The organism is Paenibacillus sp. 01T443, assembly GCF_056398325.1.
Genome location: NZ_JBFTPE010000004.1, coordinates 291,766 through 307,191, shown reverse-complemented (window position 1 = coordinate 307,191; position 15,426 = coordinate 291,766). Strand labels below are relative to the sequence as shown.

12 protein-coding genes are annotated in these 15,426 nt (G+C 51.1%); 7 read left to right on the top strand and 5 right to left on the bottom strand.

All coding sequences use genetic code 11. From position 1 onward, the window contains the following. Positions 1-89 precede the first annotated feature (89 nt). Positions 90-740, bottom strand: a complete 651-nt coding sequence (locus tag AC1DLI_RS07520; protein WP_477601090.1) for a response regulator — start codon at positions 738-740, stop codon at positions 90-92. A 29-nt stretch (positions 741-769) separates the two neighbouring features. Continuing rightward, positions 770-2,419 carry a GAF domain-containing sensor histidine kinase gene (locus AC1DLI_RS07515; protein WP_477601088.1) on the bottom strand — a complete coding sequence of 550 codons (1,650 nt, stop codon included), beginning with the start codon at positions 2,417-2,419 and terminating at the stop codon, positions 770-772. A 392-nt stretch (positions 2,420-2,811) separates the two neighbouring features. Between AC1DLI_RS07515 and serS the strand changes: the two genes are divergently transcribed. Continuing rightward, positions 2,812-4,092 carry a serine--tRNA ligase gene (gene serS / locus AC1DLI_RS07510; protein ID WP_477601086.1) on the top strand — a complete coding sequence of 427 codons (1,281 nt, stop codon included), beginning with the start codon at positions 2,812-2,814 and terminating at the stop codon, positions 4,090-4,092. A 73-nt stretch (positions 4,093-4,165) separates the two neighbouring features. On the opposite strand, the gene AC1DLI_RS07505 is transcribed toward serS, so the two are convergent. From AC1DLI_RS07505 to AC1DLI_RS07495, 3 genes are all read right to left on the bottom strand, one after another. Then, positions 4,166-4,585 carry a DUF1284 domain-containing protein gene (locus AC1DLI_RS07505; protein WP_477601084.1) on the bottom strand — a complete coding sequence of 140 codons (420 nt, stop codon included), beginning with the start codon at positions 4,583-4,585 and terminating at the stop codon, positions 4,166-4,168. 99 nt (positions 4,586-4,684) lie between these two features. Continuing rightward, positions 4,685-5,203 (bottom strand): DinB family protein, encoded by a 519-nt coding sequence (locus AC1DLI_RS07500; protein ID WP_477601082.1) that lies wholly within the window; start codon positions 5,201-5,203, stop codon positions 4,685-4,687. A 63-nt stretch (positions 5,204-5,266) separates the two neighbouring features. Continuing rightward, positions 5,267-7,570 (bottom strand): helix-turn-helix domain-containing protein, encoded by a 2,304-nt coding sequence (locus AC1DLI_RS07495; RefSeq protein WP_477601080.1) that lies wholly within the window; start codon positions 7,568-7,570, stop codon positions 5,267-5,269. A gap of 145 nt (positions 7,571-7,715) precedes the next feature. Between AC1DLI_RS07495 and AC1DLI_RS07490 the strand changes: the two genes are divergently transcribed. The 6 genes from AC1DLI_RS07490 (at position 7,716) to AC1DLI_RS07465 (ending at position 15,280) form a co-directional block, all read left to right on the top strand. After that, positions 7,716-9,245, top strand: a complete 1,530-nt coding sequence (locus tag AC1DLI_RS07490; protein ID WP_477601078.1) for an extracellular solute-binding protein — start codon at positions 7,716-7,718, stop codon at positions 9,243-9,245. A gap of 202 nt (positions 9,246-9,447) precedes the next feature. Then, a complete protein-coding gene (locus AC1DLI_RS07485) occupies positions 9,448-11,007 on the top strand; it encodes an extracellular solute-binding protein (protein ID WP_477601076.1) in 1,560 nt (519 codons plus the stop codon). Positions 11,008-11,102: 95 nt separating this feature from the next. After that, the gene (locus AC1DLI_RS07480; protein WP_308998035.1) at positions 11,103-12,053 is read left to right on the top strand and encodes an ABC transporter permease; all 951 of its coding nucleotides are present in this window, start codon (positions 11,103-11,105) and stop codon (positions 12,051-12,053) included. Positions 12,054-12,106: 53 nt separating this feature from the next. Continuing rightward, entirely contained in the window at positions 12,107-12,982 is an 876-nt protein-coding gene (locus AC1DLI_RS07475) for a carbohydrate ABC transporter permease (RefSeq protein WP_308998034.1), read from the top strand. 19 nt (positions 12,983-13,001) lie between these two features. Beyond that, on the top strand, positions 13,002-14,117 hold the full coding sequence (locus tag AC1DLI_RS07470; protein ID WP_477601073.1) for a hypothetical protein: 1,116 nt from the start codon (positions 13,002-13,004) through the stop codon (positions 14,115-14,117). 59 nt (positions 14,118-14,176) lie between these two features. Further along, positions 14,177-15,280, top strand: a complete 1,104-nt coding sequence (locus AC1DLI_RS07465) for a glycoside hydrolase family 88/105 protein (RefSeq protein ID WP_477601071.1) — start codon at positions 14,177-14,179, stop codon at positions 15,278-15,280. Positions 15,281-15,426 lie beyond the last annotated feature (146 nt).

The window sequence follows — 15,426 nt, the reverse complement described above, 5'->3', positions numbered from 1 at the left end:
TATGAAATAACGTCCATATTAGGACGGATTTTCAACCTGAAAGAGCATTCAACCATTGGTTGAATGCTCTACGACTATAGTCTTATAAGTTAAATAAGTCCCTGCTTCACCGCAAAAATAGCAGCCTGTGTGCGGTCGGTCAAGCCGAGCTTGCTCAAAACATGGCTGACATGGGTTTTTACTGTTTTTTCTGAGATAAAGAGCTCCTCCGCAATCGTACGGTTGCTTTTGCCAGATGCAATCAATCTTAATACCTCATGCTCTCTGGCTGTCAGCTCAGCCAAGGCATTATCCGCAGTGGGGGATGTTTCTTGCCCCGCCTCGGCATATTGGTTCATCAGCTGACCTGCTACGTCTGGGTGGAGCTCCACCTTGCCGTTATGAACGTTATGGATGGCGCGAACAAGCTCCTCGGGTTCGATATCCTTGAGCAGGTAGCCCTTGGCACCAGCGCGAATGGCTGGAAGCGCATGGTCCTGATCGGAAAAGGAGGTAAGGATGATGACCTTTACATGGGGCTGCAGCAGCTTGATTTGCTTCGTCGCTTCAATACCGCTCATACCTGGCATATTAATGTCCATTAATACGACATCCGGCTGCAAGACTCCAACTTGGTCCAATGCTTCTTGCCCGGTAGCCGCTTCGCCGATAAGCTGAATATCCGATTGGGTGGATAAAAAAACCTGAAGGCCTCTGCGCACCATGACGTGATCATCAGCCAAAAGCAGTTTAATCGTCATTTCTCCGTCCGCCTCTCCGTTGCATCTATTTATAGCGGGAGCACGACCTCAATCGTTGTGCCTCTTCCTGCCTTGCTGCTCAGATGAAAACGTCCGCCAAGCAATTCAGCCCGCTCTCGCATCGTTGATAATCCGAATGATTCCTTACTGGCGCCCGCGCCGCTTTTCTTAATGCCGCGGCCAAAATCCGTAATGTTCAGCCTAATTTCATAGGGGTCCGCCGCCAGCGTTACGTTAACCTTTGCCGTGCCTGCATGCTTGGAAACGTTATTCAGCGCCTCTTGGCCAATTCGCCAAAGCGCTTCCTCGGCAGCATGGGGCAGCGATGCGGCAACGGTCGTCTGTCCGTTTACTTGAAGGCCAAGCCTAATGCCGTACTCCGCCAATGCGGTTACGATTCCCTTCTCCACAGCTGCGGGTCGAAGCTGTACAATAAGCGCGCGCATTTCCTTTAAAGCGTCCCGCGACAAGTTTTGCATGTCCTTCACAGCAGCCGTGGCCGTCTCGAGGTTATTCCTGTTTAGCAGGCTCTCCACGCCCTTGGCCGTCATGCTTATAGAAAACAGCATTTGGGATACGGAATCATGCAAGTCGCGCGCCAAGCGGTTCCGCTCTTCCAGCCGCGCCAAATCGAGCCGGACGACCTCCAGCCTGGCGTTTTCAAGCGCGATAGCCAAATGCTCAGCTACGGCTTCGAGTACCGCACCGTCGACTTGATTGAGTCCGCAGCTTTCGTTATGGCCAATGACCAGCACGCCGCATGCGGCAGTGTCGCCGAACGCGACGGGGGCCGCCATAAAGGATTGAAGCGGCGAGAATAAATCCCGCTGCTCTAGGTTTTCCGTAAGGACGGATACGCTGGATGCCGTTATTTCTTGGTAGCCCTGCGCACGGCCAACCTGCCCGAGCCATTCGGCCTGAGCAAGCGATATATGCGTATTAGGCGTCAAGGATTCATGGCCAAAGCGCATGCTGCGCAAGACAAAATGGTCATCGCAGCGCTCAAGCAATGCCGCAAACGGCCAATTAAAATGAGCGCCTACCAGCTGCATGGCATATAAATTCAGCTGGCAGCCAGCATCTCCTTCGCTGAGAGCGATGGTTAAAGAACGGCTGAACCCGCCGAGCCTGGAAAAGAGCTCCGCTCGCCGCTGCTCGGCCTCATGCAGCCGGATCCGCTCGACGGCAACGCCTATTTGATAGGCTACCGCCTGCAGCAGGGCAAGCTCCTCGCTCGTGAAATGCGCCTTCCCCGGAGAGCCTACATTCAACAAGCCGAATTCCCGCTCGCCGATTCGCAGGGGAACCGTCGCATGGTGAGTCAAGCCGCAGGTATCGCCTGTTTGGGTCCTTTTGGCCGTTTCCAGCCTTTTGCAGCTTAAGATGTTAACCGCATTTTTTAGCCGGCCATCCTGATAGCGGTCCAGACACCAGCAGGAACCGCATTGCATGAGCTGCTTCTCTTTGTACAGCAAGGCAGGCGGTAAATTGCGATCCGCGACGCATACATATTCATGGTTTGAACGAATGAGAAAAATCCAGCCAGAGGCAAGCCCGGTCACCTCAAGCAGCTTCCCCAGCACCGTGTCCAGCATATCATTAAGATCATTCGACTGATTTAACGTTTCTGCTATCGTTTTGAGCGTGGTAAGCTCCTGCACATGAGGATCATTGGTCACGTTATCCACTTCTCCCATCCAGCCTTTATTGTACGTGTATTATTCGTGGGCAAGCAGAGCAAACCCTTCTCGTAAAGCATATGTATACGATAAGCCGGAAATATTATAATCCGCGCGTTTACTTGTTTTCCTTCCGAATCCTGTGCTATAGTACTATAAATTAATAATCGGATCACGCCTATGAAGAGAATCCAACTCGGAGGCGTTCTCGTCAAGGGGAGGGATGCGCCTTCCCCCTAAGTTTACCGGACCCGCCCGTTACCGCGGAACAAAGAGGATTGAACAGCAGAATCTGTTCAGTCAATTTGGGTGGCACCGCGAGTAAAAAACGCTCCTCGTCCCATAGGGATGAGGGCGTTTTTTGTATTTTCATAAAAAAGGAGCGCGGTGTCATGTTAGACATGAAATGGATTAGGCAAAATGGTGAGCAGGTTCAGACGGTGGCGGATCAGAAGGGAATTCGGCTCTCGGTTGCCGAGCTGCTGTCGCGGGATGAGAAGAAGCGATTGCTTCTTCAGGAGACGGAGGCTTTGCGGGAGACGCGCAATAAGCTTTCGCATCACATTGGTATGCTGATGCAGCAAGGAGCGGAGCAGGAGGCAGCGGAGGTAAAACAGAAGGTAAAGGATACGAATGAGAAGCTGAACGCCGTGGAAACAGAGCTTGCGAGCGTCGAGCATCATTTGGCAGAGCTGCTGGTGCTGGTTCCTAATATCGTCTCGCCTGATACGCCAATTGGACGCTCGGATGCGGATAATGTGGAGATGAGACGGCTTGGCGATGCGCCAAGCTTCGCTTTCGAGGCAAAGGACCATATGGCGCTCGGCGAGCTTCACGGTATGATCGATGTTCAGCGTGGCGTCAAGGCGGCGGGCAGCCGCAATTATTACCTCAAGGGAGCGGGCGTTCTGCTCCATCGCGCGGTTCAGCAGCTGGCTGTTGATTTGCTGCTGCAAAAGGGCTTCACGCTGCTTGATGTACCGTTAATGGTTCGTACGGATGCGATGAGCAACACCGGTTTTTTCCCGCTGGGCGAGGATCAGACCTACCGTATCGCGAACGACGATAAATGGCTGGTCGGCACCTCGGAGGTACCGATGATCACTTATTATGCCAATGAAATCGTAGAGACTGAGAAGCCAATCAAGCTTGCCGCGGCATCGACCTGCTTTCGCAGCGAGGTTGGCTCGGCAGGCAGGGATGTTCATGGCTTATACCGCGTTCACCAGTTTGCGAAGGTTGAGCAGGTTATCCTATGCGAGGCAGATCCCGAGCTGTCGGAGGCGATGCTGCAGGAAATAACGGCGAATGCCGAGGAATTGCTGCAGTGCCTGGAGCTGCCATACCGGGTTATGGCGGTTTGTACCGGTGACATGTCGCAAAAAACGTATAAGCAATATGATATCGAAACGTGGATGCCAAGCCGCGATGCGTACGGAGAGACCCATTCGTCGTCGAATTTGCATGATTTTCAAGCACGCCGCTCGAATATAAGGTACCGAGCCGGGGACGGGACATTGAAATTCTGCCATACGCTCAACAACACGGCAGTAGCCAGCCCGCGCATATTGATTCCGCTTCTCGAAAATCACCAAGAGGAGGATGGCTCGATCCATATACCGGCGGCTCTTCAGCCCTACATGAACGGTTGGAAACGGCTCGTTGTCAGCTAAGTGAATAAAAAATGCGGTAAGGAACCATGCAATAGCATGCCGTCCTTACCGTATTTTTTTTCGCGAATGGCTGTTACGCTCCGACTTTTGGCAGGGGCTTGCCGAGGGCGACGAGCCCGACGCCCTCGGCGCATACGCCGTATTTCTCCCACGGGCAGGTTGTGCATAGCCGGCTAATGTCTTCCGGCACCATGGTCTCAGCTACCCGGCTACATAGAGCTTGCCAGCTTTCCCTTGTGCCTGCAATGAGCCCAAGCTTCGATAATACCGCTTCATCCAAGCCGTAAACGGTGCCCTCGCAGTGGTAGGCTTTGTCCGGCGGGTAGGCTCGGCAAACATCGTCAGTACCGATTATAATTTCGATTTCCGTTTGAGGCTCCTGACGGAGCGTCTCATAGATAGCGGTCATATTAACGCAAAAATCATCAGAATACCCCATGCCTCGGTAACCAAGCAGACATAACAGATGATGCCCGCGTAATCGAATCGTCATCAACGTACCGCTCCTTATCTAAAAAACCTATATGTTAACCATGTTATCATAACTTATGGTTTACATATAGGTTTTATTCGCCGACAAGCGCCGCACCGGCTATTTAGTTAGATATCTTTCATGAATGATTTTCAGATGATGAAGCTCATGTCCGGCAATGATATACGCGATAGCTCTCGCGGAGACGCTGCCTCCGTTAGATATGCCGATGCGAAGCCATGCTTCGTCTGTCAAACCGCGCAATAAAGTAAGCGTGGACTTGCGAACGGATATGTAATCTTCAATGATCTGCGTTAAGCTCCAGTCCTGAAACGAAGCGGCGGCCATGAATTCATCCTGATCATAGCCGGCGAGTGGCGTCTTGTCGCCGCGTGCGGCCCGAAGCAGCCGATAAGCCATGACACGTTCATTGTCCGAGATATGGCCGATTACTTCCTTCAGCGTCCATTTCCCTTCCGCATACCGGTAATTTGCCCGCGCTTCCGGAATATCGGATAACAGCTCCGTAGTGCTTGCCAGCTGCTCTGTTAGCAATTCCGTTACATCGCCTTCAGCTACCAAGCTAATGTATTGCTCATGATAAGGAAAGTATTCTTCAGTTGACGGTCGATTTGTCATACGTCCAGCCTCCCATTCATTTTGAAGAGTATAGCATAGTATCTTCCAAATGGATTTATTATTTTACATGTTTCGCCTTTTATCGCGATATTGCCCGGGCGTAATGCCCTCCTGCTTGCGGAAGGAGCGGATGAAGTTTTGCGGATTATTGTAGCGAAGCAGCGCGGCGATGTCCTTGATGGGCATATCGCTGTCCGCAAGCCATTTCTTCGCCATTTTAAAACGATACATAGATAAATATTCGCTAAAAGAATGGCCCGTTTCCTTGCGGAATACGCTGCTCAAATAGTTGGCATTATAGTGCAGGCGCGAGGCGCATTCCTCCAGCGTCAGATCCGTATCATATTGATGCTGGACGAGATCGATAATTTTCTCCGAAATATTGTGATATTGCTCTTCCTGCCGGTCCTTGAATATTTTGATCATTGGATAGACGGCCTTTGTCCAAAACCAATCCTCAATTTCGGCTGAAGTGTGAAGCTCGAGCAGCTCTTTGAGCAGCGAGCCCTTCATCGGATGAATCTGGCTCAGGCTTACTCCTGATTCCTGCATCACAATCAGCAGATTATTGAGAAGACGGGCAAGCGGAATTTGATATTCCTGAGGGGACAGCTCGACTGCAAATACCGCCTGCAAAAAGGCGCGAAGCAGCTCCTTTGATTTATCCTTCTCTGCCAGCTTCACAGCATCCATCAGCTCATTCTCGATGTGCGCCGGATAGTTGAGATTCAAATAATGTTTACCCTCGTTCACATTATCGTACTGTATGATGATGCCCTCGCCCAATTTCATTCGGTGCTTAAGCGCCTCAAGACCTTCCCTGTACGCCATTGCCAGCGAGGAGAAGGAGTTAAAGGGCAGGCTCATGCCAATGCTGACCTTCACGTTGAGGCAGCTCGCAATTTGCTGCTGCAAATGCTCGGTAAGCGCGTATTTAGCGCTGCTAAAGGCTTCTAAGTCATGCGCTGTGCTGCCGATGATGGTCACAATGGTTTGATCCATGATAATTGGCGCAAGGCGCTGCTCGTACGGGATCAGCTCCTCGATCATATTATGAACCGCGAACAGTAGCAGCTCCAGATCATTTTTGGAATAGCGGCTGTTCTCGAGAAAGTCGATCTGCAGCGTAATCGCAGCCATCGTCTTCCATTCGGCCAGCTGTGTGCCATAACCAAACTGGATCAGCTTCTCATTCATTTCACTCTGCTTGACCTGGCCTTGAAAGGCCTTCATGAAGAAAAAGGTGCGAACCTGATGTATATGCTGCCGCAATTCCTTCTCAAGCTCGGTCTTGGATTGAAACAGATGCGTTACGCGCTCGCCTATGACTTGAAATTCATTTGTTTTCCGTTTCTGAATGTCCGTCAGCCGCTCGCCGATTTGATTCAGCAGCACTTGTATCGGTGAATACATGCGTCGCGAGCCGATCCAAGCCAGCAGCATCGAGAGCAGAAGCATGAATAAGCATACATATAGCGTATACGTCCCGATTTTATTGGATTCTTTCGTCATGCTTGCAATGGAGGTTGCGGATAAATAGATCCAGCCATTGAGCTCGGAGCGGTAATAGGTTACCGAGTATTCCTTCTGGTCGACAGTTTCCGTATATTGTCCGGAGGGCTCGGTGAACTGTCCTAAACGCAGCCCGCTTGCCGTGACAGACTTACCGACGAGCGTCTGGTCCGGGTGAAGCAGAATGCGATATTGGTCATCCAAAATCATAATCGAGGATAAGGGGTCATCATCGCGCTCTAACAGCTCCTGCAGGCTGCAAGTCGGAATGTTGGCAAGCGCCAGACCGTATTTTTCAAGTCCGTTCGTTGGAAGCCTCTTCACGAGGCTGATGCTGTAGCTGCAAGCAGCGCTCCCTGCGGATTCCTCACTATAAAACCAGCGGGAGGGATTCAGAACCCAAGAGGTGCCATCGGGCACTTGCATCAAGCCGGACAGCTCCTCATAATAAGCGTATTGCTCGAAGGGGTAGAGCCCTGAATTTTTAATCATCCAGTTATGCCGCTCGTTGATCAGCACAACATCCTCCAGCTTCGTATCGAAGGACTGCATATGCCGGATTTCATTGCGCAAATCATCGTACATCACAAATTCATTTACGGTAAGCGGCTGGTTCATCGCTTTTTTCAGCACCGTCGAGTTAATGACCTGATTCAGCGTGTGGTTGACAGTCGTCAATTTCTGCTCTACATTTGAGTTAATTTGCATAATCAGCTGCATTTTTCCTGCATTTACATTTTTCTGTATCTCATTGGATGAGGTCACGTAGGAGAAAGCGCCGATAAAAATAACCGGAAGCGTGCTGAGCAGAAAGCCGAAAATCGTCATCTTGCTTAAAAAAGTTAAGGACCGCACAGCTACCAACACCTTGTCTAGGAATGAGAGAGCATTAGCTTTATTTTAGTAAACGCATACATTTTGAGCAATAATCATCTGGCTTGCAGATAATCATTTCCTTAGATTATGGGGAGAAAAGGCTGATTAGACAAGGGGGCTGCCCATGAGCAACCGTTCACTAAGCGCAAAGCTGTCCATTAGCTGCCGTTTTATCGCAGCGTTTTTTATCCTCCTGCTGTGCGCTTCATGCGCGTCTTCGTCATCGCCAAATAAGACGGGGAACGACCATGCTGCGACAACGATCTCGATCATGGCACCGCTGCATTYCCCCCATCCGCCAAGCGCGGAAATGCTGGCCCGAATCGAGGAGCTGACAAACGTAAAGCTGGATGTAAACTGGGTTCCTGACGGCATCTATACGGACAAAATGAACACGGCGCTTTCCACCAACTCGCTAAAGAAGGCAACCTTTGTTAAGCATACTGATTATATTTTTGTCAAAAACGCGATCCGCTCCGGCTCGTTCTGGGAGATTGGGCCCTATCTCGAGAAGTTCCCAAACCTGCGGCAATTAAATGCCGACATTCTGGGACAAGCCGCTATCGACGGCCGTATTTACGGGCTATACACAGAGCGGCCGTCGTCGCGCCAGGGCATTATTATTAGGGAGGATTGGCTGGAGCATCTCCAGCTCAGCACGCCAGGAACGATCGAAGGGCTGTATGAGGTGATCAAGCAGTTTACGCTGAAGGACCCGGATCGCAATGGGCAAAACGATACCGTTGGGCTGGCTGATCGCAACGACTTAGTGTTTGGCGCCTTTAAGACGCTGAGCTCCTATTTCGGGACGCCAAATAACTGGGGTATTGTCGATAAGAAGGTCATTCCGGAATTCGAAACCGCTCCGTATATGGATACGATGAACTTTATGAAGCGGCTGTATGATGAGCAGCTGATAAACGCAGACTTTGCAGTCACGAGCAAGGATGTGCAGCGCGACAAAATCATCAGAGGCGCCGCGGGCGTTTATATCGGCAGCATGACAGACGTGCAGCGTCTGTCCGATGAAGCGGAACGAATAAATCCCGAAGCGCGCTTCACGCTGGTCAACCGTATAAATGGACCGGACGGCTACCGGGTATGGTCGATTCCTAATTATAACGGGCTGTACTTATTCTCCAAAAAAGCAATTCGGACGGAAGAGGAGCTGCTGGCGCAGCTCGCTTTCTTCGATCGTACGATGGATGAGGATGTAGCTAATCTGATGCGCTACGGAATAGAAGGCAAGCATTATCGAATGAAAGGCGAGCAGGTCGAGCTGCCTGAAGAAACGTCACAGCTTCGCGTCACCGAAGTGAATGCCCTCTATTCGCTTATGATTGCCGATCTAAGTAATCCGAACCTGCTCAAGGTGGCGGAGCAGGAGACGATGTGGGAGCTGGCGGAGCGGCTAAGCGCCGACAATGATAAATTTATCGTGAAGGATCCCACGATTGGGCTCGAATCGAAGACCTACGACGAGAAGAGCATGGAGCTGTACAAAATCATTTCGGATGCGACCTATAAATATATACTCGGGCAAATCAGCGCCCAGGGCTTCTATCAGGAGGTTGACCGTTGGAAGCACAGCGGCGGCAGCCTCATGATGAGCGAGTATACGGGGGCTTATTTTGGGAAGCAGCCCAAAGAATGAAAGAGAGCAGGTGAAGCTTAGGCTTATACCCTGCTCTTTTTTTGTTTTGTTATGGCGAGTGTCATGCGCACTGGCAGTAATCATTAGCTCAGGTACGCCTAAAACGGGCGCTCATCGATACAAATGATTGTTTCGGCACTCCAAATAGGCATGGTAGCTTGAAGGGGAAGCAACCAAAACGATATATGGAGGTCAACGCAGTATGAAGAAAAAATCGTTTTCGATTCTGATGGGCGTGGTTTTGACGTTTAGCTTATTGCTTGCAGCCTGCTCGGGCGGCAACAATGGCGGCAGCCAAAATGCATCGCCGGCACCAAGCGACGACAGCGGGGCTAAGACAGAAGAAACGGCTAAGCCGGCAGAACCGGATAAGCCAACCGAAATTACGATCATGCTTCCGCTCAACATTGCAGAGATACCGCCGGTTACGATTAAAAACGAGCTGGAGAAGCTGACCAATACGAAGCTGACGTATCAATTTTTCCCGGCAGATACGTATGAGGAGAAGCTGAACGCTTCCTTTGCAACGGAATCGCTGCCGCAGGTTACGTATTTGAAAAACCAAGCGACCTTCGTTCAAATGAAAGAAGCGATTCGCGAAGGCCAGTTCTGGGAGATTGGTCCTTATCTCAGTGAGTTTCCGAATCTAGGCAAGCTGAAGGAAGAAATTTTAAATAATACGAAAGTGGACGGCAAGCTTTATTCGGTGTATATCGGCAGGCCGCTTGCCCGCCAAGGGATGATTTACCGTAAGGACTGGGCAGATAAGCTGGGCATTGCCGCACCGGCTAACGTAGATGAGCTGTTTGCGATGATGGATAAATTCACGACCGGCGATCCGGACGGAAACGGCAAACCGGATACGATTGGCTTAGCCGATCGCAACGATCTCATTTACGGCGCCTTCAAAACCGTAGCCGCTTGGTTTGGAACGCCAAATAACTGGGGCGAGAGGGAAGGCCAGCTCGTGCCTGACTTTACGACTCCGGAATATGCGGCAACGATGGATTTTATCAAAAAAGTCCGTGATGCTAAAGCGATGAACGTCGACTTTGCGGCAACCAGCAAAACAGATCAAGTCAATATGTTCACAAGCGGCAAGGCGGGCGTGTACATCGGCTCTATGCAGGATGTGGACTCCTTGGTGAAGGATCTAGTCAAAAACGTGCCGACAGCTGTTGTCGATACGCACAGCATGGTTGCCGGACCGGACGGAAAAACGGCTTCGTGGTCCATTCCCGGTTATAACAACGTTGCTTTGTTTCCTAAATTTGCAATTAAAGACGAAGCGGAGCTCAAGAAAATTTTGGCCTTCTTCGATAAGCTGATGACGCCGGAAGTGGCGAACATGATGTATTGGGGCATCGAAGGCACGCATTACACGGTAGTGGACGGCAAAGCGAAAGCGTCCGCGGACAAAGAGCTGACAGAGCGCGAGGTCAAAGGCTTTAAGGACAGCGTCATCGGCGAGCCGGAAACGAACGGTATGTTCGAGGGCTTCCACGAGCTTCCTGCACGGATCCATGCGGAGCAGCTCATTGTGGAGAACGAGAAAATCGCCATCGCCGATCCAACGGCGCCGCTTGATTCTGCCGCTTACACCGAGAAGGGCACGGAGCTTCAAGAAATTATTAAAGATGCAACTTACAAATATATTTACGGCTCCATCGACAAAGCAGGCTTTGACAAGGCGGTCGAGGATTGGAAGAAGCGCGGCGGCGCTCAAATTATCGAGGAATACAACGCGGCCTACAAAAAATAAAAATTTGTTCATCGCCATTCGCATGATCGTGATCCTTGGAGACTGTCCGGGTAGCCCGGCGGTCTCTCAACCTCCTTTGGAAAGGAAGAAGCGCTATGCAAGAAACGGTTATTCAGCAGGCAAGGATCCCTCAGCCTAGAACAAGCGAGCTTAAGAAACGGCTTTGGAAAAATAAATGGCTCTATGTCATGCTGCTGCCGGGAGTGTTCTTTTTCATCGTTTTCAAGTATATTCCAATGTTTGGCCTTGCGATCGCCTTTCAGGACTATAAGCCGTTTAAGGGCATAGGCGGGAGCGACTGGGTGGGATTCAAGCATTTCGAGCGATTAATTACGGAGCCGGATTTTTTAACTATTTTGACCAATACGCTGCTGTTGTTCGGCATGAACTTATTATTCTTTTTTCCTGTCCCGATCCTATTAGCGCTTATGCTGAACGAAGTTCGATCGTCTTTTTTCAAAAGAACGTTTCAGACGCTCGTGTATTTGCCTCACTTTATGTCGTGGGTCATTATTGTGTCCATCAGCTTCGTCATGCTGACGTCGGACGGCGGTATCGTGAACGAGCTGCTTGCTTACTTTGGATTCGAAAAAATCAATTTCCTGCTCAGTCCCGAGTGGTTTAGACCGACATATATCATTCAAGTCATCTGGCGGGAAGCAGGTTGGGGAACGATCATATATTTGGCGGCAATCGCCTCCGTAGACCCCGGCTTGTATGAAGCGGCGCGTATGGACGGGGCCGGCCGTTTAAGGCAGGTATGGCATATTACGCTTCCTGCGATCCGCAGCGTCATCATTATTTTGCTCATTTTGAAAATTGGCGATGTGCTGGAGCTTGGCTTCGAGCATGTGTACCTGCTGCTGAACTCCATGAACCGCGATGTTGCTGAAATTATTGATACCTATGTGTATACGGCAGGGCTGAGACAAGGGCAGTTCAGCTACAGCACGGCGATCGGCTTCTTCAAATCCTTTATCGGACTCGTGCTGGTCATGGCGGCGAATAGGCTGGCGAAGAAGATGGGCGAGGAGGGCGTGTATTAAGTGACGGGCATTTGGAGGACATATTGCTACGCAAACGTTAGGGGGGCTTCCGCATGGTAGAGGACAAAACGCTCAGCGGCCGGATTTTTTCCATTGTGAACTTTACGCTTCTGGCCATTATTGCGCTCGTAACGGTGCTCCCGTTCCTGCATGTCGTTGCCGGTTCGTTCACGACCAGCGCAGAGATGGCGATGAAGAAATTCATTCTGGTGCCGACCATATGGAGCTTTGACGCCTATAAGTTTATTTTCTCGACCGATACGATTTTCCGTGCCATGGCCGTCTCGACCGGTATAACGTTATTCGGCACCTTGTTCAGCATGTTCACGACAGCCTTAATGGCGTATGGCTTGTCGCGAAGGGATTTGGACGGACGCAAGGCGATTATGTTTCTAGTCGTGTTCACTATGCTGTTTAGCGGAGGGCTTATACCGACTTTTCTTGTTGTGCGGGAGATGGGACTGATTGATACCTATGCCGCGCTCGTTATTCCGTCCGCGATAAGCGCGTTTAATTTAATTATTTTGAAAAACTTTTTTCAAAACATTCCCGAAGGTCTGGAGGAATCGGCAAAAATTGACGGCTGCAGCGATTTTGGCATTCTGTTTCGCATTGTATTGCCCTTATCGATGCCTGCGATCGCTACGATATCATTGTTCTACGCGGTGACGTACTGGAACACTTATTTGAGCGCTATCCTGTATTTGGATGACAGCGCCAAATGGCCCATCCAGGTGCTGCTCCGTCAAATCGTAGTGCTGGCAAGCGGCCTCGATTACAGCTCCGATCTGGATGCCGCGGTTCCGCCGCCGGATCAGACTGTGAAGATGGCCGTTATCGTGGTGGCAACGCTGCCGATTCTGATCGTGTATCCGTTTCTTCAAAAGCATTTTGCCAAAGGCGCGATGCTGGGATCGATAAAAGGCTAACCTTGGGGGAGATGTCCGTATGTTAATGAAAAAGCAAAAGGCTCATGAGCTGCTTATGGACATGGACGGTCTGTTCACAGAGCTTGTCAATTGGCTGAAAGGCCAGTATGACGCGGCAAGCGGAGGTTTTTATTATGCCCGCAGCTCGCGTCTGCTCCATGGACGAGTGCCGGATATTGAATCAACGGCACAAGCGCTTAATATGCTGGAACGGCTGGGTCTATTGATAGCTATGCCGGAACGGATAAAGGCGGATATGCTCCATTTCTTCCGAAGCAGGCAGGATGAGAAGACGGGCTGCTTTTATGACGCTGATCCTGCTATGCGCGAGGACGAGGTTATGGTTGCGCGGGCCTTGGGCTACAGCATGAACGCGATCCGCAAGCTGGGCGGCGAACCTGCGTACGCACTGCCCAAGGAAAGGGAGAGCGCTCCCGCATATATGCAGTCGGAGGATTCGTATTCACGATGGCTGCGCCAAATGGACCTGAGCAACAGCTGGCGCGGCTGTGACCGGCTCGCATGCTCGCATGTTTATTTGAAGCAGCTGGATCCGCTTGTTCGGGAAGGGTATATGCATACGGCATTTCGATTTTTTGAGGAGACACAGGATCAAGGCAGCGGGCTATGGGGAGAAGGTTCCCTGTATGTCCGCATCTCGGGAACGTTTAAGCTGCATACCTTTTACAACGCTTTTCAGATGCCCATGCCGCGAATGGACAGGATGTATGCCAGCATCTTGGCGGTACTGAGGCATGAGCAGGCAAGCGACATGTGCTACATTCGCAATCCGATTCATTTATTGTCTTATATAAAGCCGCAAATATCGGATGAAGAAATGTGCTTCATTCTCCAGACGACGGCCATTAACCTGAGCAGGCTGCTCCGCATGGACGGCGGCTTCTCGCGTGAGCTGGCCCGTTCGCCGTCTGCGCCGAATGCAGCCCAAATCAAGGAGGGGACAGATTACCCTGATAGGCCGAGGCCGGTTTATTTGAGCGAAGGAAAAGCTGAGGGTGACATGAATGCGGCTACGCAGGCGCTCCTTATCCGTTCCCTATGCCATAAGCTTGCGGGATTGGAGCCGCCCGCGTTGAAGGAGAAGCAGCTTAGCACCTTTTATGACTCGTTTTAATAAGAAGCACGCTGTTGTTATGAACCATATAAGGAAAATGGAGAGGGGACTTATTTGGGATGCTGAACGATGGAAGAAGGTCGCCGATGGAGTGGGCAAAAGCAGCTTGCGATTCTTTAATGGACAGCTATTTGCCGGAAGAGCTTCCGCCTGCGGGAAGATGGCACTATCATCAAGGCGTGTTTCTTTGCGGGATGGAGATGCTGTGGCAGGCGGAGCGGGACGAGCGCTATGATGCTTATATTAAGCGTTACGTAGATAAGCTCGTTGATGATAACGGCAATTTTGATTTTGCGAGAGATGAGCTGGATGCAATACAGGCTGGTTTGCTGTTGTTTAGGCTGGATGAGCGCGGGGAGGAACGCAAATATCGTATCGCGGCGGATAAGCTCCGCAGCTTGTTCGATACGCTGCATCGCACCTCAGACGGGGGCTTTTGGCACAAGGATAAATATGCCTATAACATGTGGCTCGACGGCTTATACATGGGCGGCGTATTCGCGCTGAAATATGCTAATTGTTACGGAGAGGCAGGCTTGCGCGACATGGCGCTGCATCAAGAGCGGCTGATGCGGCGTCATATGAGGGATGAAAAAACAGGCCTGCTGTATCACGCCTGGGACGAGAGCCGGCAGATGCCGTGGGCGAATGCCGAGACGGGCTGCTCGCCCGAGTTTTGGGGGCGGTCTCTCGGCTGGTACGGACTTGCCGTTGCTCAATTTCTGGACGAACTGAAAGAGGACGAAGCAGGGCGAGCGGAGCTTGAGGCCGTGCTTGCCGATTTCGCGGCAGCGCTCATTCGGTATCAGGAGGCTTCGAGCGGCTTATGGTATCAGATCGTGGATAAAGGCGAGCAAGCGGATAATTGGCTGGAAACCTCTTGTACTTGTTTGTTCGTCTACACGCTTGCGAGAGCGTATAAGCTTGGTCTCGTGGGCGATGCCGGCTTAGCCGCGGCGAAGCTCGGGTACGAGGGGCTTGTGCGCGTCGTGCAGTATGATGAGCAGGGGCGTTTTGTCTTACCGGATATTTGCATCGGCACATCGGCGGGTGATTACGAGAGCTACGTTACGAGACCGACTTGCAGCAATGATCTGCACGGCGTTGGCGCATTCGTCATGGCCTGCGTCGAGATGGAGTCGCTGCTTACTGAGCAGGAGTAGCGGGCAAAGAAAAAGCTCTGCGGCCAGGATGACCGCAGAGCTTTTTTTAAAAATATAAGAAAGTATGAAATTCAACCTTATACGTTGCTTATATTTCACCGCGAAACGAGCTTTTGCCGCCAAGGACGGCGTCAGCCGTTACGCTT